The organism is Acinetobacter sp. V2, from assembly GCF_001188385.1.
GTDB lineage: Bacteria > Pseudomonadota > Gammaproteobacteria > Pseudomonadales > Moraxellaceae > Acinetobacter > Acinetobacter oleivorans.
On the sequence record NZ_JZFB01000001.1, the window covers coordinates 747,434 to 773,225 of the forward strand.

19 protein-coding genes and 4 pseudogenes are annotated in these 25,792 nt (G+C 35.8%); 9 read left to right on the plus strand and 14 right to left on the minus strand.

Features of this window, described 5'->3' with window-relative positions:
• Positions 1-136 precede the first annotated feature (136 nt).
• The 3 genes from adeC to UC75_RS03410 form a co-directional block, all read right to left on the minus strand.
• Positions 137-1,537: a multidrug efflux RND transporter AdeABC outer membrane channel subunit AdeC gene (gene adeC / locus UC75_RS03400; protein WP_049836683.1), complete on the minus strand. Its 1,401-nt coding sequence runs from the start codon at positions 1,535-1,537 to the stop codon at positions 137-139.
• A gap of 78 nt (positions 1,538-1,615) precedes the next feature.
• On the minus strand, positions 1,616-4,723 hold the full coding sequence (gene adeB, locus UC75_RS03405; protein WP_049836684.1) for a multidrug efflux RND transporter permease subunit AdeB: 3,108 nt from the start codon (positions 4,721-4,723) through the stop codon (positions 1,616-1,618).
• Positions 4,720-5,910, minus strand: a complete 1,191-nt coding sequence (locus UC75_RS03410) for an efflux RND transporter periplasmic adaptor subunit (RefSeq protein ID WP_049836685.1) — start codon at positions 5,908-5,910, stop codon at positions 4,720-4,722. The genes adeB and UC75_RS03410 overlap by 4 nt, the downstream gene beginning before the upstream one ends.
• 144 nt (positions 5,911-6,054) lie before the next feature.
• On the opposite strand from UC75_RS03410, the gene adeR reads away from it, so the two are divergent.
• The 6 genes from adeR (at position 6,055) to UC75_RS03440 (ending at position 10,974) form a co-directional block, all read left to right on the plus strand.
• On the plus strand, positions 6,055-6,798 hold the full coding sequence (gene adeR / locus UC75_RS03415) for an efflux system response regulator transcription factor AdeR (RefSeq protein WP_049836686.1): 744 nt from the start codon (positions 6,055-6,057) through the stop codon (positions 6,796-6,798).
• 30 nt (positions 6,799-6,828) lie between these two features.
• On the plus strand, positions 6,829-7,899 hold the full coding sequence (adeS, locus tag UC75_RS03420) for a two-component sensor histidine kinase AdeS (RefSeq protein ID WP_049836687.1): 1,071 nt from the start codon (positions 6,829-6,831) through the stop codon (positions 7,897-7,899).
• 117 nt (positions 7,900-8,016) lie between these two features.
• Positions 8,017-8,934: a LysR family transcriptional regulator gene (locus tag UC75_RS03425; RefSeq protein ID WP_228137054.1), complete on the plus strand. Its 918-nt coding sequence runs from the start codon at positions 8,017-8,019 to the stop codon at positions 8,932-8,934.
• Between the two features lie 103 nt (positions 8,935-9,037).
• Complete coding sequence (locus UC75_RS03430; RefSeq protein WP_049836689.1) at positions 9,038-9,442, plus strand: DoxX family protein; 405 nt, start codon at positions 9,038-9,040, stop codon at positions 9,440-9,442.
• Positions 9,443-9,517: 75 nt separating this feature from the next.
• The gene (locus UC75_RS03435; protein ID WP_049836690.1) at positions 9,518-10,117 is read left to right on the plus strand and encodes an alpha/beta hydrolase; all 600 of its coding nucleotides are present in this window, start codon (positions 9,518-9,520) and stop codon (positions 10,115-10,117) included.
• A gap of 92 nt (positions 10,118-10,209) precedes the next feature.
• Positions 10,210-10,974 (plus strand): isochorismatase family protein, encoded by a 765-nt coding sequence (locus UC75_RS03440; RefSeq protein WP_049836691.1) that lies wholly within the window; start codon positions 10,210-10,212, stop codon positions 10,972-10,974.
• Positions 10,975-11,042: 68 nt separating this feature from the next.
• Here UC75_RS03440 and UC75_RS03445 read toward each other — a convergent pair whose 3' ends face one another.
• Positions 11,043-12,815 (minus strand): amidohydrolase, encoded by a 1,773-nt coding sequence (locus tag UC75_RS03445; protein WP_049836692.1) that lies wholly within the window; start codon positions 12,813-12,815, stop codon positions 11,043-11,045.
• Positions 12,816-13,309: 494 nt separating this feature from the next.
• Here UC75_RS03445 and adeT1 point away from each other — a divergent pair, with 494 nt between their 5' ends.
• Complete coding sequence (adeT1, locus tag UC75_RS03450; protein ID WP_049836693.1) at positions 13,310-14,305, plus strand: putative multidrug efflux protein AdeT1; 996 nt, start codon at positions 13,310-13,312, stop codon at positions 14,303-14,305.
• Between the two features lie 185 nt (positions 14,306-14,490).
• On the opposite strand, the gene UC75_RS03455 is transcribed toward adeT1, so the two are convergent.
• Positions 14,491-15,684, minus strand: coding sequence for a CaiB/BaiF CoA transferase family protein (locus tag UC75_RS03455; protein ID WP_049836694.1), 1,194 nt, complete (start codon positions 15,682-15,684; stop codon positions 14,491-14,493).
• A gap of 1 nt (position 15,685) precedes the next feature.
• Positions 15,686-16,624, minus strand: a complete 939-nt coding sequence (locus UC75_RS03460; protein WP_049836695.1) for a hydroxymethylglutaryl-CoA lyase — start codon at positions 16,622-16,624, stop codon at positions 15,686-15,688.
• 385 nt (positions 16,625-17,009) lie between these two features.
• Here UC75_RS03460 and UC75_RS03465 point away from each other — a divergent pair, with 385 nt between their 5' ends.
• Together UC75_RS03465 and UC75_RS03470 are read left to right on the plus strand one after the other, a co-directional pair.
• Entirely contained in the window at positions 17,010-18,281 is a 1,272-nt protein-coding gene (locus UC75_RS03465) for a CitMHS family transporter (RefSeq protein ID WP_049836696.1), read from the plus strand.
• Between the two features lie 165 nt (positions 18,282-18,446).
• Positions 18,447-19,217 carry an IclR family transcriptional regulator gene (locus UC75_RS03470; protein ID WP_049836697.1) on the plus strand — a complete coding sequence of 257 codons (771 nt, stop codon included), beginning with the start codon at positions 18,447-18,449 and terminating at the stop codon, positions 19,215-19,217.
• A 60-nt stretch (positions 19,218-19,277) separates the two neighbouring features.
• On the opposite strand, the pseudogene UC75_RS03475 reads toward UC75_RS03470, so the two are convergent.
• The 8 genes and pseudogenes from UC75_RS03475 to UC75_RS20010 form a co-directional block, all read right to left on the minus strand.
• Positions 19,278-19,457: pseudogene (locus UC75_RS03475) on the minus strand (GNAT family N-acetyltransferase); the annotation flags it as partial.
• 75 nt (positions 19,458-19,532) lie between these two features.
• Positions 19,533-20,666, minus strand: coding sequence for an alkaline phosphatase family protein (locus UC75_RS03480; RefSeq protein WP_049836698.1), 1,134 nt, complete (start codon positions 20,664-20,666; stop codon positions 19,533-19,535).
• Between the two features lie 25 nt (positions 20,667-20,691).
• The gene (locus UC75_RS03485) at positions 20,692-22,155 is read right to left on the minus strand and encodes an FAD/NAD(P)-binding protein (protein WP_049836699.1); all 1,464 of its coding nucleotides are present in this window, start codon (positions 22,153-22,155) and stop codon (positions 20,692-20,694) included.
• A gap of 16 nt (positions 22,156-22,171) precedes the next feature.
• A complete protein-coding gene (locus tag UC75_RS03490; RefSeq protein ID WP_049836700.1) occupies positions 22,172-23,692 on the minus strand; it encodes an AMP-binding protein in 1,521 nt (506 codons plus the stop codon).
• 479 nt (positions 23,693-24,171) lie between these two features.
• Positions 24,172-24,352, minus strand: a pseudogene (locus tag UC75_RS20000) (TetR family transcriptional regulator); the annotation flags it as partial.
• A gap of 20 nt (positions 24,353-24,372) precedes the next feature.
• Positions 24,373-24,891: a GNAT family N-acetyltransferase gene (locus UC75_RS03495; protein WP_049836701.1), complete on the minus strand. Its 519-nt coding sequence runs from the start codon at positions 24,889-24,891 to the stop codon at positions 24,373-24,375.
• A gap of 22 nt (positions 24,892-24,913) precedes the next feature.
• Positions 24,914-25,499, minus strand: a pseudogene (locus UC75_RS22520) (hypothetical protein).
• Between the two features lie 172 nt (positions 25,500-25,671).
• Positions 25,672-25,792 (minus strand): annotated as a pseudogene (locus UC75_RS20010) (TetR family transcriptional regulator); the annotation flags it as partial.

A 25,792-nucleotide genomic window follows, 5' to 3' on the forward strand; every position in this document is an offset into this window, starting at 1 on the left:
TAATTAAGGAAAGTCTTAAGTAAATGTGAATAATCATTTTGTTTTTTTAAGTTTTCTAGTTGAAGACACTCTTTTTTCATTTGCGCTGATTTAAGAGATTGGAACAAGCTTCAACTAGAAATATGAATTACAATTATTATGATTCTTTAGATAATCCCCCTCCTAAAACTTTATAAATTTCAATCTGGTTATTTAATTTGACCTGTTCAAGTGCCAGTAAGCCTTGCTGTGCTGCATACGCAGAACGTTGTGCATCCAAAACCGTGAAATAACTATCAACTCCAGCTTTATAACGCGCCATTGAAAGTTTATATGTTGCGGATGTGGCAGAAACTAAACGGCGCTGAGCATCTAGGCGTTCTTCAATATGTGCATGTGTAGCAAGAGCATCATTCACTTCTTTAAAGGCTGTTTGAATAGACTTTTCATATTCTGATAAAGCAACTTTTTGGTCTATTTCAGCAATTTTGATACCCGCCTTTCTTGTTCCCCAATCAAAAATTGGTAAATCAACGCTTGGGCCAATTGACCATGCAAAATTACCCGACTTAAATAAATCTTTAAGTTCAGCCGATGCATAACCCGTAGAACCAGTAAGGCTTATGGTTGGGAACATTCGCGCCTTCGCAGCACCAATATTTGCCCCTGCCGCTCGTAAGCTATATTCAGCAGCTTTAAGATCTGGACGATGATTTAACAAATCACTTGGTAAACCCGCTGCAAAATTTTTCTCAAGAGTAATATTTTTAATTGAATCACTTGGAAGTAAGTTTTGAGGAACAGGAGAACCTGCTAACAAATCTAGTAGATTTTTTGCCTGTAGAATTTGGGTCTTATAAGTTGCGACATCGTTTCTAGCAGTCTCTACCGAAATTTGTGCTTGTTTTAATGGCACTTCACTGTCAATACCGACTTCAAAGCGCTTCTTATTTAGGTTATAAGCATCGACTTGTGCTTTTAAGGTTTGCTCGGCAAGGTTTAAATTGGCTTGTGCAAAAGCATAATTTAACCAGACCTGCGTGATGTTACTGATTAAACCAATTTGCACAGCTTCTTTCGCACTTTGAGTTGCAAGATAGTTATTTAAGGCAGCATCTTTTAAATTTTGAACACGGCCCCAAAAGTCTAGCTCATAGGCCGTCATTCCTAAGCCAACTTGAAATGTAGAAACTGGGTTGTTGGGGTTAATAGATGGGCTAACCTGCCGCACTGCATTTCCCGTTACGCCAATGGTCGGGAGCTGGCTATTTTTTGTGATTTGGTATTGTTGTTGTACGCGCTCTATATTAAGCGTAGCAGTCCGTAAATCCCGATTATTGTTTAGGCCTATTTCAATGACCTGTAATAATTTAGTGTCAGAAATAAACTCTTTATAACTTTTCTCCGCAATGGTTGTTCCTGAAGAATTCTGAGCAAAATTTTGAGGAATATGAGAAATCGCTGTCGGCTGTGGTGCCTGCATATTTACACATGCGACCATTGCAACAGAAAGTGCAGAAACAACGAGTCCACGAGATACGATTGCCGCTTTCGACATAGTATTCTCCAAATAATAAAATGAGTTGAGCATAGGACGCATCAGAGGAAATTGAGTGTTTCCCCTGACGCATTTAACTTAAGATGAGATTTTTTTCTTAGAAGTTAGCTTTTCCACGGCGCCCAAAATAAAGATAAAGAACACGGGAACAAAGAAAATAGCCAGAATCGTTGCCGAGATCATGCCCCCAAATACACCAGTACCTAAAGCATGTTGAGTCTCAGAACTTGCACCTGTTGCAATCACAAGAGGAATTACACCGCATGTAAAAGCAAGAGAAGTCATCAAAATTGGGCGTAAACGAAGTTTGGCTGCTGCAACTGTGGCTTCAATCAAACTCATTCCTTCCTCTTTGAGCATCTTTGCAAACTCAACAATCAAGATGGCATTCTTTGCGGATAGACCAATAATCGTAATGAGTCCAATTTTGAAGAAGACGTCATTCATTAGACCTCTCGACATAATGGCAATGATTGCACCGAAAATACCAAGTGGAACAACCAACATCACAGATAGTGGAATCGCCCAACTTTCATAGAGTGCAGCCAATACCAGAAACACCACTAACATTGATAAACCAAGTAAAAAGGCCATTTGAGATTCAGACTGCTTTTCTTGTAAAGAAATACCAGTCCATTCATAGCCAATACCTTTAGGCAATTTAGCAATCAACTGTTCCATTTCACGCATCGCCTCACCCGAAGATGTATCGAAGTTAGGAATGCCGGCAATACTTAAAGATGGTCGTCCGTTGTAACGATTATATTGTTGCGGTGCTTTGTTCCATTGAGGTGTTACTACTTCAGACAAAGAAACCAATTGACCACTCGAACCCATCACTTTCAAGTTCAAGATATCTTTGAGTTGCATACGTGATTTAGCTTCAACCTGTACAATCACTTGTTGCATACGACCCTGATTCGGGAAGTCATTGATATACATTGAACCCATTGAGGTTGAAATGATGTCTGAAACGTCTGAGAATTTAACACCAAGGGTATTAAGCTTTTCACGGTCAATTTTTAAAGAAATATTGTCGCCTTGTGGTAAACCCTCATTCCACACCATATAGAACTTTTTGTTCTTGGCAGCCATCTGCATAAGTTGGTCTTGGGCAGCCAATAATGCAGGCATACCTAAGTTTGCACGATCTTGTAAACGTAAACTAAAGCCTGAGAATGTACCTAGTTCATCAATAGCAGGTGGAAGTACCGCCATTGTTTCACCTTCCGAACTATTCGCCATTGATGCATTGACTGCATTTGTCATTTCAGTTGCCGAAGACGTTCGCTCGTTGAAATCTTTTAAGGTCGTGAAAGCAACACCTACGTTTTGTCCTGCACCGCTAAAGCCCCATCCCATAATCGTCGTATTACTTTTGACATCAGGTTTGTCTTTTAGCGAATTTTCAAATTCATTCACTACATTTCGAGTACGTTCTGCCGTTGCATCTGATGGTAATTGGAAAGACGTCATAAACCAGCCTTGATCTTCCTCTGGCATAAATGCTGTTGGCCAATACTTCATCCCGGCAAAGGTAATGCCTGTAATCACCACAAAGATCATCATGACTGGAACTGTATGTTTGATGATTTTAAGGAGCATCAATTCATACTTTTTGGTCACTTTATCAAAGCTACGGTCAAACCATGCAAAGAAGCCTTTCTTCTGATGATGACCATCAATTGGTTTTAAAATGGTTGCACAAAGTGCTGGTGTTAAAATGAGTGCCAATAAAGCCGAGAATAAAATAGATACGGACATAGTCAGCGTAAATTGTTTATAAATGATCCCGACCGAACCACTCGCAAAAGCCATTGGTAAAAACACAGCAGACAATACTAAGGTAATACCAATAATAGGACTGGTAATCTCTTTCATTGCCTTAGACGTTGCTTCTTTCGGATTTAATCCTTCAGTCGCCATAATCCTTTCGACGTTTTCAACCACGACAATCGCATCGTCGACAATAATCCCGATGGCGAGCACCATACCGAACATGGTGAGTACGTTAATCGAAAAGCCGGCAAGTAGCATCACGGTAAAAGTACCGAGCAAAGCAATAGGTGCAACAATCGCTGGAATAAGCGTATAGCGTACATTGTGTAAAAATAAATACATCACAATGAAAACCAGAACCATCGCTTCAAGTAATGTATGAATTACCTTTTCAATTGAAATTTTAACAAACGGCGCGGTGTCGTAAGGAATACTAAACTGCATGCCCTCTGGTAAGTTCAACTTTAATTCTTCAATTTTTGCTCTAACACCTTCTGCTGTTTTTACGGCGTTCGCACCCGGGCTTAACTGGATTGCGGCAGCGGTAGCGGGTTTACCATTTTCTAAAATAGCAAAGTTGTAGGCTTGTGATCCGATTTCAACATTCGCAACATCGGACAGTCGAATTACACTTCCGTTGGTTTTGCTTTTTAAGCTGATATTTCTAAATTGCTCAACACTTGATAGCTGACCTTGCGCTGACAATGGAATCGTAATCAGTTGACCTTTATTTGCTGGTAAATCGCCTAGGCGCCCCGGTGCAATTTCAACATTATTTTCACGAATTGCATTGTTTACATCGCTAATTGATAAACCATAAGAAACCAATTTATTTGGATCGACCCAAATGCGTAGAGCCTTTTCTGCACCGAAAGATTGGACTTTACCAACGCCTTCAACACGTTTTAGCTCTTCAACGACATTTCGAACCAGATAATCACTCAAATCTACTTCTGAATATTGACCATTAGGAGAGTTAATACCGACCAGCATTAAGAAGCCTGAAGATGATGCTTCAACTTGTAAACCTTGCTGACGTACAACCTGAGGTAATCGTGATTCAATACTTTTGATTTTATTCTGGACATCAACCTGAGCCATTTCGACATCTGTACCCGGTTTAAAGGTTGCAGAAATTTCCGCTGTGCCCGAAGTATCGGTTGTCGCACTATAGTAAAGTAGATTTTTTACACCCGATAACTCTCGCTCAATTAAGGTAACAACACTATCGTTAATCGTTTTGGCAGTTGCTCCCGGATAAGTCGCACTAATGTTGACTTGAGGAGGCGCTACACTAGGGAAACGAGCAATCGGCAATTTTGGAATACTAAGTAACCCAAACAATATAATGAAAATTGCGATCACCCATGCAAAAACAGGACGTCGAATAAAAAATTGAGACATCATGGTTGAGCTCCTTGATTTGTAGACGGTTTTGTTTCTACATTTGAAGCATTATTTTCTGATGCAGGCTTTTTCCACGTCGTCATTGCGAGTTTTTGATTTGGCTGGATACGCTCCATACCTTCAACAACGACTTTGTCACCGACTTTCAAGCCTTTGTTGGCGATATAGTACTGTTCATATTGCTGTCCAATTTCAATAGGACGAATCTCAGCCGAGCCTTTTGCATTGATCACATAGACCTGAGGCTCACCATTGATATTGCGTTGAATCGCTTGTGCTGGAACTAATAAGGCTTGTGGAATAGAAGCTCGGTCAATATTGACTCGCACATACATACCAGGAAGTAGTTTTCTCTCGGTATTATTTACTTCAATACGGAAAGTCACATCGCCTGTTTCAGGGTCAACATTAATATCTTCAAACAACATTTTTGCTGTAACGTTATATTCCTGTCCGTGGCTATTAGAAATACGCACAGTTTTTTCACTGTTTGCAGATAACTCACCAGTTTTTAAAGCCGCTTGTAGACGCTCATATTCACTAATTGATTGTTTTACATCGACGTAGACTTTATCAATCTGTTGAATTGTAGCCATAGTGTTCACATCGCCTTGACCAACCAATGCGCCTTCAGTGACAAAAGATTGCCCGATACGACCTGAGATCGGCGCTCGAACAGTGGCATATTGCAAATTCAAATTTTGTCTGGTGAGCAATGCTTTCATTTGCGCGACATCAGCGAGAGCCTGACGATATTGAGCTTGAGCATTACTCACTTCTTGCTTACTAATTGCATTACTTGGTAAGAGTTGCTCATAGCGATCTAATTGAACTTTCAGTCTCGCAACCTCTGCCTCAGCTTTATTAAGTGAAGCTCTATTGCTATTTACATCTGCTTCAAAGGTTTCTGAATTAATTTTATATAAAGCTTGCCCTGCTCCAACTTCACTACCTTGTTTAAATAAAACTCTTTCAATAATTCCTCCGACTTGCGGTCGTATTTCAGCAGTACGGAATGCATGCACACGTGCGGGAAGATTTTCACTAAAATTAACTGATTGCGATTGAATACTTAATACACTTACTTTCGCTGGTGCTGGCTCAGCTTGAGCCGTTTCTTGTGAACCACACCCCTGTAATATCAGCCCAATAGATAAAAATAAAGGAAGTAAAAGATGCTTTTGCATACTGTCCAAACCAAGTGAGTTTTCGATGCTGACATTATTTTTGATGAGTGTGTAGCGATCGTCACTAAAGTGTGGAGTAACTGTGGAGAAATACAAATAATTTAGCGTATGATGAGTTGAAGCATTTTATATAGCCAAATTTCTATGTTTGATCGTTCTTTTTCTTTTGATTGTCACGATAAAGTTATCCTCGTTGTAGAAGATGATTATGATATTGGCGACATTATTGAAAATTATTTAAAACGTGAAGGAATGGTTGTTATTCGTGCTATGAATGGAAAGCAAGCCATTGAATTGCACTCTAGCCAACCCATTGATTTGATTTTACTTGATATTAAATTACCCGAGCTCAACGGCTGGGAAGTGTTAAATAAAATACGCCAAAAAGCTCAGACACCCGTGATTATGCTAACAGCGCTAGATCAAGATATTGATAAAGTCATGGCATTACGAGTTGGGGCAGATGACTTTGTTGTTAAACCATTTAACCCAAATGAAGTGATCGCTCGAGTTCAGGCAGTCTTAAGACGTACTCAGTTAACAAACAAGCCATTTAATAAAAATAAGGTCTACAAAGATATTGAAATTGATACAGATACTCATAGTGTTTATCTGCATTCTCAGAATAAGAAAATATTGCTTAATCTCACCCTGACTGAATATAAAATTATTTCCTTCATGATTGATCAGCCTCACAAAGTTTTTACCCGTGGCGAACTTATGAATCATTGCATGAACGATAGTGATGCTCTAGAACGAACTGTAGATAGCCATGTGAGTAAGCTTAGAAAAAAACTAGAAGAACAAGGAATACTCAACATGTTAGTTAATGTGCGTGGCGTAGGATATCGACTCGATAATCCGCTAGCTGTAAAAGATGATGTCTAAATAATATAAAAATAGGGCTAGGGAATTTTTATGAAAAGTAAGTTAGGAATCAGTAAGCAGCTTTTTATTGCTTTCAGTATTGTTAATTTAAGCGTTACCCTGTTTTCAGTTTTATTAGGTTATTTCATTTATAACTTTGCCATTGAAAAAGGTTGGCTGACTTTAGATACCCTACAAGAGGATTGGACAGAATTTCATTTCATAGATTGGATTTGGATGTCTGCCGTCATTTTCTGTGGTTGTCTTATTTCACTCGTGATCGGCATGCATCTCGCAAAACGTTTTATTCTACCCATTAATTTCTTAGCCGAAGCAGCCAAAAAAATTAGTCAGGGAGATCTCTCTGCTAGAGCTTACGACAACAGAATTCACTCGGCTGAAATGTCCGAGCTTTTACATAATTTTAATGATATGGCGCAAAAACTAGAAGTCTCTGTGGAAAATGCACAGGTCTGGAATGCTGCCATCGCTCATGAATTAAGAACTCCAATCACAATTTTACAAGGCCGCCTGCAAGGCATCATCGACGGCGTTTTTAAGCCTGATGAAATTCTATTTAAAAGTCTTTTAAATCAAGTCGAAGGTTTATCTCATTTAGTCGAAGACTTACGAACAATAAGTTTAGTTGAGAATCAACAGTTAAGATTAAATTATGAGTTATTAGACTTTAAGTCTGTAATTGAAAAAGTGCTCAAAGCTTTTGAAGACCGCCTAGAACAAGCAAACTTAAAGCCAGAACTTGATTTAACCACAACGCCTGTATTTTGTGACCGCCGCCGTATTGAGCAAGTCTTAATTGCGTTAATTGATAACTCAATTCGTTATTCAAATGCCGGAAAACTTAAAATCTCTTCAGAAGTGGTTGCAGACAACTGGATATTAAAAATTGAAGATGAAGGCCCAGGCATTGCAACTGAGTTCCAAGATGATCTGTTTAAACCATTTTTTAGATTAGAAGAGTCAAGAAATAAAGAATTTGGTGGTACAGGTTTGGGGTTAGCTGTTGTACATGCGATTGTGGTTGCGCTTAAAGGTTCTATTCACTATAGCAATCATGGCTCAAAAAGCACTTTCACCATAAAAATTTTGATGGATCATTAAAGAAGCTGAGGTTTTTAGGAACTGTGACCTGAAGGATTATTTAAATTTTACCTACTTAACTTATATAAATTTTTTATGCTAAAACTATGATTACTAATTAAGTAAAAATAAATTTATATGAATAGACTTGAAAGTAATCGAATGTTTATTTCGATCATTGAGCAAGGAAGTTTTGTTAAAGCTGCCGAAAATTTAAATACAAGCGTTGCACAAGCATCTAAGCTCATTTCAAAACTAGAGAACGAATTAGGCGTACAGCTTCTAAAAAGATCGACACGCTCATTGAAGCCCACAGAACTCGGATTAGCTTATTACCATCGAATTAAGCAACTTATGGCAGAGTTTGATGAAATTGAAATTAGCATTAAAAATCAATCTCGCACGCCTGTAGGCAAACTAAAAATAAGTGCTCCCAACTCTTTTGGAACAGTGCAATTAAGCAAAACACTGGTTAACTTTGCCCAAAAATATAGTCAAATTGAATTAGACGTGAGTTTTACCGACCGTACGGTGAATGTGATTGAAGAAGGATTTGATATTGCCATTCGAATAGGAGAGCTTAAAGATAACAATTTAATTGCGACTCATTTATCTCAAATTAGATTTGTATTGGTCGCATCTCCCCTTTATTTAGAAAAATTTGGCTGTCCTCAAAGCCTACAAGACCTAGAATCTCATTCCTGCATCATCGATACAAACTTTAAAGATCCATATGAATGGGCTTTTTTTGAAAAATCACCTTCGAATGTATTACCCACCATTAATGTGAATGGCCGAATTCATTTTGCGAATACAGAAGCCTGTTTAGCTGCAACCATAGCAGGACTCGGCATCGCAAGATTACCCATGTTTATTTTAAAAGATGCACTTATCGACAAAAAGATTATTCCTATTTTAGAAAACTATGAATTACCGCGAAGAGGTCTCTATGCGGTTTACCCTCCTGCAAAACATCTAGCCAACAAGGTGAGAACCCTGATTGATTACTTAAAAGAGCAATATGCATATCCTGCCGAATGGGAAATTTACGAGTAATTATTTCCAAAATAGAAATAAATATTCAATTTCAGCCTACTTAATCACTTAAAAATTCAACAGTACTATGTATTCATCAAGTTAATTCTCATCGAGATAAAAAATGAATACATCAAACACCGCTCCTTATGCAGCATTATTACTCCGTATAACCTTAGCACTTTATTTCTTTGCCCATGCTGGTCTCAAACTGTTTGTATTTACGCCAGCAGGTACAGCACAGTTTTTCCAATCTGTTGGAGTTCCGGGATGGATGGCATATGTGACTATTCTCTGGGAACTTTTAGGAGCAATATTATTATTCGTTGGTTTTAAACCTCGAGTTGTTGCGATTGTGCTGATTCCAGTCTTATTGGGTGCAATATTTACTGTACATGGTGCTGCTGGTTTCTTTTTTACAAACCCTAATGGTGGCTGGGAATTCCCATTTATGTGGATTATCTCTTTAGTTGCTCTCGCACTCATTGGTGATGGACCGTTTTCTCTAAGTAAATCTTTTAAAAACTAAGCTCGTTAATAGATGAGATGCCATTGCGTGAATGGCATCTAAACACCAAATATTCAGCTCATTCAGGATATTAAAATGAAAGATCTATTTATAATTTTATTACACGGCGTCGGTAGTAATGGTGAAGACTTAGAAGCAGTTGGAGATTTTTTTAAGGCCAATCATTCTAATTTGAATTTTGTCGCACCCAATGCTCCTTTTAGCTTTATGAACAGTAAAGAGGCCTATCAGTGGTTTAGCATCGCTGCGGTTAATGATGAGAATCGCTTTAGTCGGATTAAAGAAGCCAGAACTCATTTTGACCAAAAAATCCAAGAGATCATTACCCAAAACCAATTAGAAAATCACCTAGATAAAGTCGTCTTCTTAGGATTTTCTCAAGGTTCAATAATGGCTTTAGATGCGGTCGTTTCAGGACGTTGGCCTATTGCTGGGCTGATTAGCATTGCTGGAAGATTAGCAAGTCCAATCAATAATGAAATGAGTAAAAATACAAAAATTTTATTAATTCATGGTGAATCAGACACCGTTATTCCTCCAAGCGAAAGCCAAAGCGCATATCAACAAATGCATGCAGCAAACTTAAATGTTGAGTTGAATATTTTACCCGCTACGGGACATACCATTTCGCATTCAGCGCTTCAGTTAAGTCTTGATTTTTTAAACACTATTTAATCCATTTGGCCTAAACATCCAAATCTGAACTTAGATCTTCCTAAATCTAAGTTCCGTACTTTCTCGTCTCAAATTATTCTTCGGAGTTAAAAATGACTACATCAATCCGTGCAGAAGATATTATCAGCCCAATTACTGATACTATAAAAGCGAATAAAAACTCACCAAAAGAAGCAAAAAATCTAGGTTTATTTGCTTACGATAAACCAACCCCAGAAAATACAGTTTTATTACTTATTGATCATCAAGTTGGTTTAATGGCCAGCGTTCGTGATACGTCGAGCCTTGCTGAATTAAAAAGTAATGTTCTTGGGTTAGCTCGTACGGCTAAAGCTCTTAATATTCCAACACTCATTACATCATCAAACGCACAATGGCAAAACGGCGACACTCTCCCAGAAATTAAATCATTGTTCCCTAATAATTCAATTTATCGACGTACAGGGATCATTAATGCATATGAAGACCCGACTTTTCGTAGAGCACTTATTAATTTGCTAGAAGCAACAGGTCGAACCCATATTATTATTGCAGGCGTAACCATTGGTACTTGCTGTACTTTCCCAACACTATCGTTATTAAATGATGGATATAAAGTCTACCCAGTCATTGATGCATGTGGAGCATGGAATCAATACGAAGTTCAGGCCGCTACATTACGCATGGCAAATGCCGGTGCAGAACCAGTAACGACCTTTAGTCTAGCTTGTGAATTACAAGCTGACTGGAAAAATCCTTCAGCAGATCAAATGCTTGAGCCTTTCAAAGAGAACTTATCGGAATATGGATTTGTGCTACAAAACTTCTGGGATAATGTAGGCACTCCAGCAGTTGAAGATCCTTTCAAAATCAAATAATTGAGTTTGCTTGAACTTTGTATCTTTGATTTTTCGTTCAATCTTAAGATACAAAGCTTTCTAGTTTATTATTGTTGATAAACTTTCTTTCCATTGAAAATGGTCCATACCACTTTTGTTTCAGCCAACTGTTCAGGCGAAACGTTAAAAATATCTCTATCCACTAAAATCATATCGGCTTTTTTACCCTTTTCGAGTGTGCCGATACTTTTATCTAAATAAATCGCTTTTGCTGAATTAATTGTATAGGCCTTAAAGACTGTATCTCGATCAATGGCTTCTGCTGGGTTTAAAACTTCGCCTTCACTTCCTTTTCTGGTGATTGCAGTTGCCATGGCAACAAAAGGATTGGCTGTTGAAACTGGTGCATCACTTGCGCCAGCAATGGTTGCGCCGTTAACTAACAACGAATGTGCAGGATACATGCCCTTATAAGAAGTTGCATCGATATAAGGTTTTACCAGTTCTTTGTTAAAACTGTCTTCATAGGCCCATGCCAATTGCATAGAAGCAATCACATTGTTTTGTTTAAAGCGCTTATAGTCTTTAGGGTCAACGAGCTGGAGATGGGTAATGCTATGAGGGACGTTGCTCTGACGCTTTGAGCGAGCGTACTCAAAGGCGTTTAAAGATTCCTGTACAGCTCTATCTCCAACAGCGTGAATATGAACAATCATATTTCGCTTATCTGCTTCATCAACAACCAACTTAAAAGTATTTGGGTCAAATAATAAAGTCCCTTGCTTGTTACTATTAGAGTACCGACCAAGTAATGCAGCCGATTGGGCTGGAATCTCTAATACGCCATCAGCGAATACTTTCACACCGACTAAATTAAAGTTATCTATGTTTTTATATTTACTATTGATTGACTCAATGATGTTAAAAACTTGCGGCGTACTTTTTGAGTTAATGACATGTAACCCAGAAACTCGCGCTGTTAACTCTCCTTTTTGAGATAATTCTTTATACATTGGAATCATCCCTAGGGTTTCCTCTGTATTTTTAATATTGGTAATTCCCTTATTTGGACTGGCGTTTGCAGCGATGTCCATCCACGCGGTGAGCCCCAAACTGTTATAGTATTTAACTGCTTCTTTAGAGCCTTTATAAAGCAGATCATGTGATACAGATGGAATTTTATCACTCACCATATCCCAGCCAGAGTCAATCACAAATCCAGTGGGTTCAAAGTTTTCATTATGTGCAACATTTTGCTGGTCATCTGGGCTTAATTGCTGAATGAAGTTTGCATCTATACCTGCTTTTTTTAAGAGAGCTTGGTTTGCCCAAGCCGTATGATGGTCACTACCCACTAAAGCAATTGGACGATCTTTCCATTCATTATTATTAAATACATTAGATAGTTGGTCGGCCAATTCCCAATATTCTGACGACAAACCATTTAAAAATAGGACATCTCCAGCAACACCCGTACCATCGAGACTAGCTTGTTTAAGTTTTGCTTCGACTTTAGCAATATCTATAGTCGTATCACCGCTATCCATAGTGGCTAATATCGCCTCTACACCAGAAGCCAAGGCATGAATATGGCTATCAATTAAGCCCGGCATTAAGACTTTATTTTCAAGGTCAATAACTTGTGTATTGTTATCTGCAATTTTTTTGATTTCTTCGTTACTACCTACTTTTATAATAGTTCCATCCTGAGCAATTGCGATTGCTTGTTGAAGGGAATCTTTATCTTTAGCAGTATAAATTTTTCCATTAATATAAATACTTGCAGCAGCATTATTGTCATCACTATCATTTTTTGCACATCCCAAGTTCATAAAAAGTAAACCTAGGCTAAGTGCTAAAAATCCTTTTTTAAATCTCATTGTTAACTCCAAAAATCATTTAAATTCTAATAATCGTTTTCTAATCTTCTTGTTGATCTATTCGCATCAAGTCTTTGAGTACTGAGGTCTATCCATTGACTACAGTTTTGTTACTCTTGATACACTTAGATGGTTCATTGCGATGATTCGCACTACTCGCAAAAATCTCAATTTCACTATTCGTTAAGTTTGTTAGCCTTGAGTCCATAATTGCAATTTTTGTTTTTAAGATTTCCATAAATTAATCTCCATTGTGGAATGGATAAACTAATTTTTAAGTTTATTTAAGGATATAAAAAGAATAGAGAAAATACCGATTTATGAGATTTTTGTCCGCGAATCGGACAATAAACATTCTAATAAATCATTAAATGACTTCCTAAACCAAAGCTGTCTTTTGACCTTTTCTCTTTAAATTCTTATTGAAATGTCATATCTAATCTAACCAAGATTCATAAAATAATTTTTATAATTTAAATAATGGATAATTAAATATGGATCGTTTTAAAACTATTTTACTTATTGCAAGCACATGTTTAACAACAACTCTTTATGCCAAGCAACAAGTCGTGTGTGTGTTTGACCCCATTGGTAAATCGGGAGACGCTTTCGCTTTAGCCAAAGATTATGCACTTGAAGCCAAAAAATGGGGAGCGGATCTATCTTTAAAAGCATATGTTGATGAGCGCGTTGCGGCGGAAGATTTAAAAGTCGGCATATGTGATGGCGCTATTATTAGCGGTTTACGTGGCCGCCAGTTTAATAAATATACAGGATCTTTAGATGCAGTTGGCGCATTAACAAATATGAAAACGGCGATTAATGCCTATAAGCTGTTGTCTTCACCAATGGCCGCCAAAAACATGGTGGTAGGTCCTTATGAAATTGCAGGTTTAGGGACTATTGGCCCTGCATATTTATTTGTTAATGATAGAAGTATAAATACTCTCGCTAAAGCTGCTGGTAAAAAAATTGGGGTATTTAAATATGATGAAGCCCAACCAAAGCTTGTGCAACATGTCGGCGGTCAGGCTGTATCTGTAGACGTGACCAATGCTGGTGCGAAATTTAATAACCATGAAATTGATATTGTGCCTGCTCCTATTGTTGCATTTAAACCTTTTGAACTCTACAAAGGTTTAGGTGAGAAAGGAGCAATTATTCGTTTCCCTTTAACTCAAATTTCAGCAAACTTTATTATTCGTAAAGACCAATTTCCAGCGGGTTTTGGGCAAAAGTCTCGAACTTGGGTAGCCAGCCAGTTAAATAGAACGTTTGGCATTATTGCTAAATATGAAAGTGATATTCCTTCAAAATATTGGATGGATATTCCGAAAAATGAACAATTGAATTATATGAAAATGATGCGTGAAGCACGCATACAGCTAACCAAAGCCGATATTTATGACCCTAAAATGATGAATTTTTTGAAAAAAGTAAGATGTAAAGAAAATCCAAGTAACTTTGAATGTGCGTTAAATGATGAATAAGTATTTTGTGCATTTTTTAAGGCATTTGTATTGGTGTTAAAGGCAAATGATAAAACTTATTCAAGATGCCAAACATCCTGTGCTTGGTAATGTATATAGGAACAGAAGCGCTTTTTTTGAAAATACTTTGAATATAAAAAATTAATAGATAAATGGGCTACATGGTTCGTAGCCCATTTTAGTAATTAGTTAGATTTAATAACTTGAGACTCAGTAAGTTCTTTGATTTTGACTTGGTCATAACCTAAAGATGTAAGAACTTCAAAGGTATTTTCACCAACTTCTGGCACGTTTTCACGTACACCAAAGCGTTGACCATCCATCGTAAATGGTAATAAAGGAACTTTTACTTGCTTACCATTTTCTAGAACTACGTTCCCCATCCCTCCTGATTCATTTAAGTGAATATCTTCAAATAAGTCTTCTGGGCGTTGGATCGGAGAAAAAGGTAAACCAGCCTGTTCACATAACTCCATTACTTTTGTTTTGTCTAATTGGCTAAGAGCTTCACGAATAATCGGATGGATTTGCTCACGTGCTTTTACACGCTGGTTATTTTGAGCAAAATCTGGATTATTTTTTAGGTTTTCTAAGCCAAAAGCATCACAGAATGCGATCCACTGCGAGTCGGTAACTACACCAATAAAGACTTGTTCATTATTTTTCGTGTTGAAAACGTCATATACAGCCCACGCTGAAACACGATTTGGCATTGGAGCGACGGGCTTATCTGTAACTGCTCTTTGCATCATGTGCTGTGCAACCAAAAATGCAGAGTTTTCGAATAACCCAGTTTCCACAAGTTGACCTTGGCCAGTTAATTGGCGTTGGTATAAAGCTGCCACGATTGAGTAGGCGCAGAACATTCCGCCCATCACATCATTAACAGATGCTCCAGCACGTAATGGACGTCCCACAGGACCTGTCATATACGCAAGCCCAGTCATCATTTGTACGACTTCATCCAAAGCAGTTCGATGCTCATAAGGACCGGGTAAAAAACCTTTCATTGAACCATAGATAATATCGGGCTTAATTGATTTAACCCCTTCATAATCGAGTCCTAGTTTTTTCATCGCGCCGGGTCTAAAGTTTTCAATCACCACATCAGCAGTTTTGATTAAATCCTTAACAAGCGACATTCCTTTTTCACTTTTAATATCAACTGACAAACTTTTTTTATTACGGTTATACGTCATCCAGTAACCAGCACCTGAACCCATAAGTCTGCGAGTGTTGTCACCTTGAGGCAATGGTTCAATCTTGATAACTTCAGCACCTAAATCTGCGAGAAGTAAACCACATGCAGGCCCCATAACCATATGTACGAATTCTAAAACTCGGATTCCAGCCAGTGGAAGTTTTTTTTCATCTTTCATGTTATTGGTCCTTTGCATATTTGAAGTTTTTACCTACGCCTGCATCTGGAATAAATCCATAGAGTGGCTCTCCCGGTATGCCTTGCTTCAACCATTCACGAGCTTCAATAAGTCGATCGATATCAATACCAGTGCGTAGTCCCATACTTTCTAGCAGGTAAACCAAATCTTCAGTGACAATATTGCCTGATGCACCAGGAGCATATGGACAACCACCAATGCCGCCTTGCGAGGCGTCAAAAGTGGTTACACCCACTTCAATGGCGGCTAAAACATTAGCCAGACCTTGACCCCGCGTATTATGAAAATGTGCGCTACCCGCTAAATTTCCGACTTCCTGTTTTAATCTTTTAAATAAACTGCGGACTTGGACAGGATTTGCATATCCAACCGTATCGGCTAGTCCAATCTCATCTACTCCTAACTTAGCCATTCGTTGGGCCATCATTAGGACTTCATTTTCTGTAACTACACCTTGAATCGTGCAGCCAAAAACTGTTGATAGGCCTGCTTCTATTAATATTTCAGGATATTTTTCATTTCTAAGCTGAACAATTGAATTTACTTCTTCATAAACTTCCGCATGCGTTTTACGGATATTTGAGAGTGAATGCGGTTCACTCACTGAGACAGGAATCGTAATTTTTTGAACCCCTGCGCTAAATGCATTTTCGGCACCTTTTAGGTTTGGGACTAAAGCGGTCACGAATACATCTTTTAAAGTCAAAGTGTGTTTAACCAACTCTCCGCAATCCGCCATTTGTGGCAGCAATTTTGGAGATACAAAAGATCCAACTTCTATTTCAGTTAATCCTGCTTGAGCTAAAGCTGAAATCCATTTTTTCTTCATATCGGTTGGCATGGTTTGTTTAATACTTTGCAAACCATCGCGAGGTCCAACCTCACTCACCAATATATCGATGTCCTTTGAATGGCTCATATGCTTACATTTCCTATTGCACAAGAATATTTTTACATACAACGCAGAAGCGTTCTACCTAATAGAACATAGTTCTATTTTTAATGCAAACTAAAATTTTATTACTCTCTGGCGAATTTAATTAATTTTTAAAAAGACTTGACATGGCACAGAATTAGCTAAAAAATAATATTAAATAGAACATCGTTCTGTAGAGTAGAACAGTAAAAATGAGTGTATGAAGATTTTTGTATGGCTGAAAGATCTACCCACTAAAGATGGAATTTTTATTGATTCCTCTATTGGTTCTATCTTAACTACAGATTTGAAGTATTGATGTAAACCAATGTTTTATAGACACTAATTCCACTTAAAATTTATTTTTAAGTAAATCAAGGATTGATTTATGTTAGTCTTTTTAAGCTACAGCATGATCGCTGTATTTATGTATGCTGTAATGTCGAAACGCTTATCTGCGCTTACAGCTTTAGTCATTATTCCAGTAATTTTTGCTCTTCTGACTGGTCATGTCGCGGACATGAGTAGCATGATGATTGATGGAATCAAATTACTTGCTCCCACAGGCATCATGATTACCTTTGCAATTCTATATTTTTGCATGATGACAGATGCTGGCCTGTTTAATCCTCTTATTCAATTCATCATTAAAATTGTTAAAGGCGACCCGTTAAAAATTGTTGTAGGCACAGGTATTCTTGGAATTTGTGTCGGGCTAGATGGTGATGGCGCAACGACTTATATTATTGTTGCAACAGCCTTATTGCCTTTGTACAAAAAAATTGGAATCCGACCACAAGTCATGGCAACAGTTCTATTACTGTCAATTGGGGTAATGAATATTTTACCTTGGGCTGGCCCATTTTCTAGAGCTGCGAGCGCACTTAAAGTCGACCCAACTGGGCTATTCTTACAAATGTTGCCCGTGATGTGTGCGGGTCTTATTTGGGTCATATTTGTCGCTTGTTACTTGGGTTTAAAAGAAAGAAAGCGCTTAGGTATTCATGAAATTAAACCTGATGACGATCTTATCCATCATGAGCAGAATACGAAAAGCTGGAAATCATGGTTTAACCTGATTCTTACTATTCTTCTGGTTTTTTCAATGATTAAAGGTTATTTACCTTTAGCGCCTCTGTTCATTTTGGCATTCTGTATCGGTTTAGTGGTTAACTTCCCAGAACTTTCTGAACAGAAAAAATTAGTCGCGAAATATGCAGATAGTGTTTTAGCAGTTTCTTCACTGATCTTTGCTGCTGGCATTTTTGTAGGAATCATGACAGGTACAGGAATGATTGAAGCTATTGCTCAGCATCTCATCTCAATTATTCCTGAATCGTCTGGATCTTATCTGTCATCAATTACTGCTTTTATCAGCATGCCATTTACCTACATTTTGACGAATGATGCGTTTTATTTTGGAATTTTACCTATTCTTGCTGAAACTGCCTCACATTATGGTATCAGTGCGAATGAAATGGCTATCGCAAGTTTAATTGGTCAACCTATTCATTTGTTAAGCCCAATGGTTGCCTCTACTTATCTATTATGTTCTTTAACCAATGTAGATTATGGTGAAAATCAAAAGGCATCCATACTCTGGTGTACGGGAACTTGCCTAGTGATGTATGTTGCGGCTCTAGTGATCGGTCTTATATAAATTAATAAAAGTGCTTTCAACATTTGAAGGCACTTTTTATATTCTTCTATGTTTTATCTCGTCACACGCTGACATTCACTAAAAAATCTATTTCCTCTTTTAAATTACAGCTATACTTATTTATTCCTAAAACACTTAAATTTAATTGAGTTTTTATATTTTTGTATGACGAAATCAACACAAGATCCTGATAGCCAAATGGATAAGCAAAATTCAGGTGTAGCTGCCGTAGATAGAGCATTACTTATTTTAGATGCTTTTGATATAGATAGCCCCGTCTTATCTCTCGCAGAAATTTCACGCCGTACAAAGCTATATAAAAGTACTATTCTTCGATTACTAAGTTCATTAGAACGTCATGGTTATGTTGTTAGAAATGAAGATGGTCAATTTTCTTTAGGCATTACACCGTTAAAACTATCAAGAATTTATCAAAATTCTTTTAAACTTAAAGATGTGCTTTATCCTATTTTGGAAAGAATCACCAAAGAAACAGGTGAAACTTCTTCATTTTATATTTTAGATAACGATAAGCGCGTGGTTCTGTTTCGCATTGAACCTGTCCGATCTGTAAAGGTCTCTATCTCTGAAGGAGATACTTTTCCAGTAAATGTTGGGGCTTCGGGTAAAGTCCTTCGTGCATTTTCTCAAACTGAAGTGGATGAAAATCTACAACAAGTCCAAAACCAATTTTGGGCAAGTTCATTTGGAGAGCGTGACCCTGAAACGTCCTCTTTGTCTGTACCAGTATTTAGCAATGGTAGACAGCTACAAGGGGCACTTACTATTTCAGGCCCTTCTGAACGTTTAACCCAAGAAAAAATTGCCGAAAATACTTCGCTTTTACTTGAATGCAGCATCCAAGTGTCAAAGTACTTAGCAGGCAGTATTTATGGTTTAGAAGATGCGATAAAATTTTTAAAAACGCCTCATTAAACAATTTAATATTTCAGGCAGTTCTTTTTTAAAGTAACTGCCTATTTTTCCAAGCTAATTTCAAACAAACTTTTTGTAATAAATAGCTGTGCCGTCGTAGTTCCCATTTGAGCTTAATGCAAAACTTGGAATTACACCTACACGAACAAATCCAATTTTGCTATACAAAAGTTCGGACACATCGCCTTCACATGTATCTAAGACGAGTAATCGCAGACCTTTTTCTTTTGAAAAATCTTCTCTTGTGAAGAAAAATTCAATAAACATATTACTATGTATTTTTGATGACTCAATTAAATTGCTTTTTATAATAATTTAATTCCAAATTAATAGTGGAATAAGTTGTTCTTTTTCAGAGTTAGCACCATGGTGACCTATCCAGCTTGACTGGTATTGGTCAAAAATTGAACTACTATCAATTAAACCATATTGTCCTTTACTAATTACAATTAGATCACCAATTCTACCTTCATTTTCTTCATTTCTATTAACTCCAAATAATCCAGTTTTAATTGCTTCCTCTTTTTTTAGAATTAAAAAGTTATTTCCGAGATGCTCGTTCCAATTATCGATTAAAATATTATCTCTAAAAGCAGGTTTCAAATATATATGCCTTGCTCTTATATCTCCACATATTAGATTTGTTTGTTCAGTTAAAGCTGGTATCGCATTAAAATCAATCATATTATTTTTATTCATATTGACCATTCCATGATCCGCTGTTACAAGTAAAGTAGATTTTTCTATTAATGACCTATGAATTTTCTTTATACATGAATCTAAATATAAATATTCATCTTTCCATTTTTGAGAATCAACTCCAAATATATGCCCTATTAAGTCTAAGTTCCCAAAATAAATATAGGTAAAAGATCTCTCCTCTCTTTTCACTACTTCCTCAACGATAGAAGTAACCTCACTAAAATCTTTATAACCATAGATTTTAGCAGCTGAAAAAACTTTTGAAGTAAAAACTGAGGTTGAAATATCAATAGGGATAATGGCATTTACATTGATATTATGTTCTTTTAAACAATCCCATATACCATAAGGAATTGTTATAGAAGGGATAATATTTTCTTTATGTTTTGACTCATTAGAAGTTAAATAACACCATCTCAGAGAACTGAAATACCTTTCATTATGCTGAAAGGCAGCACCTACAATACCATGTTCAATTGCATCGAGCCCTGTCGCTAATGAAGTTAAACATGATGCAGTCGTTGAAGGAAAACCTGATCTTAAAGATGACACCTTATTACAAGTTGATAAAAAAGATGTAGAAGTTTTATGCTCAAGAAAAGATTGATAAGCAAGTCCATCAATCAAGCACAATACATAGTGTTTTGATTGAGGTAAATTTACTCCATAAGAATTATAAGGTAAATCAAAATTATGAGCTATTGCATTCATAATATTTGCTAATGCTGATCTCTTTCCTTGATACATATAATCACCATTTGAATCAATAAGATTATGCTACTTTATTTACTTTTATATTCTTATTTTCTAAATATTTCAAAAAATTAGAACTATGATCTACACATCGGCCTACGTCAGTAGTTGATAAAAATACTCCTTTAGTAAGATCACCAATTATATGTAGATTTTTAATAATACCTTCATGGGTGTTAGCCTCATAGCTGTTTATATCAACTTTTAAACCACCGTTTGGATGAGGTTCTACAAGCCTATTATCAATTAGGGATTTTAATAAAGGAGAATAGCAAAAATCTTCTAATGTATAACCAACACCTCGTCCATCTATTAGATAATCCACATCTATATTTTTTCCATTTTCTAAGCTAATAAAGCACTTATCATTGTCAATATTAAAATCTTGCACACCTCCTATTAAGTGCAATTGATTGTTACTATTCATCATATTATTGATTATTTTTGCACTTTGTTCTGGATAAGCCGCTAAATAAGTCATCCAAATACCATAATATTTATTTAAAAAAGTATTTTTATCATCTTCCGTCAACTTTTGCCAAAGTTGATCTACTACACAATAAGATGCTAGCAATACACTCTGCCATTCACTATTAATACCAAGTAAATCTAATTCTTTATTAAAGGATTCTTTAGAATCCACACTAAACAATAATGCTTTAAGCGAATCTTCATCTATACTCATTAATTGCATTATCTCAGCTTTATGTAAATCAATTATTTCACTTAAAGTTGGTGATTTTAAACTTAAAAGATGACTTATAAATTTTTTAGAATCATATTCTTTTTTCTTTTCATGAAAAACTTTTGGCAACATCCCAGACCTAGATGCAAGAAAAATCTCTCCTTTATGTCCTTGTTCTCTTAAGGCTAATACAGCATCAATAGCAGTTAATCTTGTACCAATAATTCCAACTTTAGAATAGGAAGGTATAGATTTTAACTCATATGGTGAATGTTTATACTTGTCATAATGTTCATCAAATAAAGGTTTAAGAGGACTATGACCGAGACAAAGAATAACTTTATCAAAGAGTTCAGTAACGCCATCATCATATTCTACAAAAAACTTATTAGGTCCTTTTATTTCATGAATAGAAACTACCTTTTTCTTTATTAAATGAGATGAAGGCCTATCTAATAGTAATTTTTGCATAAGGGAGGAAACGTATTCGCCAAACAACCTCCTTGGTGGGAATTCAGACCAAGCATTTTGATTATATGAGCCATCATTCCAAAAACTTTCATGACTTGAGCGCCACTCACAGAATTCTAACGGATTACTAGGATCTAAACTCATAATTGATGCTGGTAAGTTCAATATATGACTATTAATTTCTGAACCAAAAGCTAATCCTTTACCTGGTTCTTTATCATCAGCTATTACATAATCCAAAATTTCATTTTGTTGCTTGAGAACTGGATAAATTTGTCTAAATACACACACGCCAGTAGGGCCAGCACCAATCTGTAGAACTCGCATTTTTACATTCCTTTTTTTAGTTTAATTGATTTAATAATTTTTTAACTTCATTTCTGTCAATTTTGCCACTAAAGGTCATTGGCAATTTTTTAATATTAAAAATATTTTCATTATCAATCGGAACTGAAGAATGCATCGAGATATGATTAGCTAAACTTTTAACACAAATTTGAGAATCCTCTATAGGAGTAACAAGGGCTTTAAGTTCTAAATCTATTCCATTATGTATTGCAGCTACAGCACAATCCTCAATACCTTCATATGTTCTTATAATTGCTTCAATATCTGGTAGATCCACAAATTTCTCCCTTATTTTTATAGAAGAGTCAGCTCGCCCATGTAACCAATAATACTTACCATCATATGAAGCTAAATCTCCGGTTTTATACCATCTTGAACTACTAGAAAGCGGTAGCCTTCTTTTATATTTACCTGCCGTTTTAGAATTGTGCAAAATATAACCAGCCCCAACCCCCATTCCACCAATATAAAGTTCTCCAATAGAATTGTCGGTAATTTCTATACCATTTTGTGCGTAAATTTTAAAATCAGTACCATTAAAAGGCTTTCCAATCGGAAGTATTAAATCGTCATTGAGCTTTTTAAGTTCACTTTTATCAGGCTCAAAATAAGATGAATCAATAGTTGTCTCTGTAGTCCCATAAGAGAAGATGAGACGGCATGAGGGATTTATAAGTGATTGAATAGTTTTAAATTCTCTAACACGCATTGTATCTGAGCCACAAATTAATAATTTAAAACTATTAAGCTTCTCATCTCGCTCTAAAACTGTTTTGTAAATTTGCCGAATTCTCATTGGAGTAAACTCAGCACATTGAATTTTATATTTATTAATAAAATCAATTACTTCATCCGGACTAGCATTTAAAATATCTTCAACAGCATATAATGTTGAACCTGAACATAAAGATCTTAGCCAATCTCCTGCAAAAACATCAAAAGTTAAGTTAGCCATTTGAAGATGACTATCTATTTCTAAAAGTTTATATTCTGATTCCCAAGCTTCATAAATTGATTTTAAATTCAGATGAGTAATCGCTACTCCTTTAGGATCACCCGTAGAACCTGAAGTAAACATAATATATGCGATAGGGAATTCTTTTGGACTAATTTTATTATTATATTTAGGAATATCTTCTATATGCGTTGAAGCTAGGTTAATACCAAAATTATCATACGCTTTAACATCATGTATAATATGAGCAACTTTGCCTACATTAAGCATATAGTCTATGCGGCTTTGGGGAGCATCTGGAGAAATGGGTGTATAAATACAACCTGCGTGCAAGATACCAAAAATAGTTGGTAAAGCATTTTCAATATCATTTTGAATTAATGCAATTACACTACCTGAAGAAATATTTAAATTTTGCAAATAAGCTGAAACATCACATGCTTTATCCCAAATTTCAGCATAAGTAAGTAAAGAATTTTTAGTTACTATTGCTATTTTTTCTGGATTATTAAGATAAGCTTTTTCTATATAGTAAAGAATTGAATTATTAAATCTTTTCATTATCCACCTTTTTAAAAATTTTAAATTTCCTTTTTTTAGAGAAAAAAATCCTCATTTTTACTTGTCTAATAAACATATATGACAAGAAATATAGCCACAATTTTTGAATTACAAAAAATTCAACAAATTGCATCTTTATAGAATATAAATAAAATAAAAAAATTTAACAAGTGGTAAAATAAAAATAAACCCAACCAAATGTTTTTTAATAAAAATTTTAAAAAACTTTAAAAAAATTAAGTTTACCTAAATAAAATTATTGATTATTTCTTTTATCTAAATAATTTCAGATATTCCAGTTTATAACTTGTTAAATTAAATATAAAAATCACTTTTATAATTTGATTACACTAGTAACATTAAGATTAGCTGTTTAATTTTATTAATTGATTTTTTAATTTTTTAAAAATACTCAATATAATCATAGAGGAATAAAATACTAAAAAATCATTTATGTTATTAACATGATAAGTTTTCTTCATCCTCCTCAAAAATACCTTCAATACCCTCTTATCAACCTCATCCGAGCTTAAAAATGGCGCCTTCGATCATATATACAAATAATTTGGCATTGGTAAAGGAAGCATCTGGTTTAAGTACTCTAAGCTGACTATAGACTTCATTCATTAGCCATGTTCGATATTTCACGGCAGTTAGATATCGTTTGGATAGTTATAGTTTCAAACAAGCTTTTTATAATAGATCGCTGTACCGTCATAGCTTCCATTTGAGCTTAATGCGAAATTTGGAATTACACCGACACGAACAAATCCAATTTTGCTATATAAAAGTTCGGACACATCACCTTCACGCGTATCTAAAACAAGTAAGCGCAGACCTTTTTCTCGTGCAAACTTTTCTAGTTCATTCATTAGTAATGTTGCTATTCCTTGTTTTCTTGCTGTTGTCAGAACCATGAGTTTTTCAACTTCGGCTCTGTGAACGCCGTTCTTTTTACTCACCAAGGACAATTGAACACTACCTACAATCTTTCCTTGCTGAATGGCAATCCATAGACGGTTATTACCATTTGCTATTTTATGGTTGACCTCACGCCAATAATTTAAGACTTCGTTCTTTTCTATAGGAGCTAAGAAACCTATTGAAGCTCCGTTATTTACAGAATCTTCTAACAATATCGATAGGCCTTCTTCATAATCACCAATTTCTTTTATTTCTAAAATTTCGTTGTCTTTCATATTTTTTCTCAATTAGTTCAACTCAATCTTTTGTCAAATGCATATGTGGTGCAAAAGTAAAGTGTCGAGGTTCTTGGTATTGCATAATTAATGAACGCAGTTCAGTAATAAATGTCTCTGCTTCTTCTTTGTTAAGATTAATACCAAATGAACAACCATCATCATAACCAATTAAATGAATAGCACCTTGGCTGCAATCTGGTAAAAAAGGCGGATTTGAGCTACCACCCCAAGGTCTGTAGACAATTTCAATAATCTTCTGAGTATTAATATCCTGTGTTAACAAATTTTTCCCCAGGCATTCTTTAGAAATACAAAGATTGTTTTTGGAAATAAAAAATGTTTCCTCGGCATTTTTAATCCATCGTTTATTTTTTCTATATTCAGAATGTAAGTAGAAAAGAAATGGTAAAAGTAGGAATATTAAAAAAAATGTCAGGAAACTATCATTTTCTGCGTACTAAATAAACACCATACACAAATAAAATGTCAAAAAAAGTTAGTGCTAGAAAGTCCAAAGCTATTAGGTTTTCTACAAGCTCGCCATTCATCTTTAAATGAATAGTAGTTCCCACATCTGAAGTATGCGTTTCAAATTGATTTGGCATCCAATACTCAATTTTCTATGTTTATTGTCTAAAAAACCGCTGTACCTATTGAATCTTACTTATTAGCACGGCGCTTAAACTTTCGTTATTGCTGTATATTATAAAATCACCAAGCAGAATTTTATAGCGGTTTAAGACGGCATGTGTCTCTTTCAAGTACACATCCCAAATGTCACAACAACTGAATTAAAAAATACTCAAGCAATCTCTTTCGTTCATCTGGTTTGTTCGGGTCTAAAAGCTGAACCATTGCCCCATCAATCACAAACAAAAACATGTGTGCATCTTGTTTT

Excerpts from the sequence above, each read along its gene's own strand:
- UC75_RS03455 (WP_049836694.1), bottom strand. The coding sequence starts at position 15,684 with ATGAAAGATGAAAAAAAACTTCCACTGGCTGGAATCCGAGTTTTAGAA.
- UC75_RS03410 (WP_049836685.1), bottom strand. The coding sequence starts at position 5,910 with ATGCAAAAGCATCTTTTACTTCCTTTATTTTTATCTATTGGGCTGATA.
- UC75_RS03425 (WP_228137054.1), top strand. The coding sequence starts at position 8,017 with ATGAATAGACTTGAAAGTAATCGAATGTTTATTTCGATCATTGAGCAA.
- adeR (WP_049836686.1), top strand. The coding sequence starts at position 6,055 with ATGTTTGATCGTTCTTTTTCTTTTGATTGTCACGATAAAGTTATCCTC.
- UC75_RS03480 (WP_049836698.1), bottom strand. The coding sequence starts at position 20,666 with ATGTATCAAGGAAAGAGATCAGCATTAGCAAATATTATGAATGCAATA.
- UC75_RS03495 (WP_049836701.1), bottom strand. The coding sequence starts at position 24,891 with ATGAAAGACAACGAAATTTTAGAAATAAAAGAAATTGGTGATTATGAA.
- UC75_RS03490 (WP_049836700.1), bottom strand. The coding sequence starts at position 23,692 with ATGAAAAGATTTAATAATTCAATTCTTTACTATATAGAAAAAGCTTAT.
- UC75_RS03485 (WP_049836699.1), bottom strand. The coding sequence starts at position 22,155 with ATGCGAGTTCTACAGATTGGTGCTGGCCCTACTGGCGTGTGTGTATTT.
- adeB (WP_049836684.1), bottom strand. The coding sequence starts at position 4,723 with ATGATGTCTCAATTTTTTATTCGACGTCCTGTTTTTGCATGGGTGATC.
- UC75_RS03440 (WP_049836691.1), top strand. The coding sequence starts at position 10,210 with ATGACTACATCAATCCGTGCAGAAGATATTATCAGCCCAATTACTGAT.
- adeC (WP_049836683.1), bottom strand. The coding sequence starts at position 1,537 with ATGTCGAAAGCGGCAATCGTATCTCGTGGACTCGTTGTTTCTGCACTT.
- adeS (WP_049836687.1), top strand. The coding sequence starts at position 6,829 with ATGAAAAGTAAGTTAGGAATCAGTAAGCAGCTTTTTATTGCTTTCAGT.
- UC75_RS03430 (WP_049836689.1), top strand. The coding sequence starts at position 9,038 with ATGAATACATCAAACACCGCTCCTTATGCAGCATTATTACTCCGTATA.
- UC75_RS03445 (WP_049836692.1), bottom strand. The coding sequence starts at position 12,815 with ATGAGATTTAAAAAAGGATTTTTAGCACTTAGCCTAGGTTTACTTTTT.
- adeT1 (WP_049836693.1), top strand. The coding sequence starts at position 13,310 with ATGGATCGTTTTAAAACTATTTTACTTATTGCAAGCACATGTTTAACA.
- UC75_RS03470 (WP_049836697.1), top strand. The coding sequence starts at position 18,447 with ATGACGAAATCAACACAAGATCCTGATAGCCAAATGGATAAGCAAAAT.
- UC75_RS03435 (WP_049836690.1), top strand. The coding sequence starts at position 9,518 with ATGAAAGATCTATTTATAATTTTATTACACGGCGTCGGTAGTAATGGT.
- UC75_RS03465 (WP_049836696.1), top strand. The coding sequence starts at position 17,010 with ATGTTAGTCTTTTTAAGCTACAGCATGATCGCTGTATTTATGTATGCT.
- UC75_RS03460 (WP_049836695.1), bottom strand. The coding sequence starts at position 16,624 with ATGAGCCATTCAAAGGACATCGATATATTGGTGAGTGAGGTTGGACCT.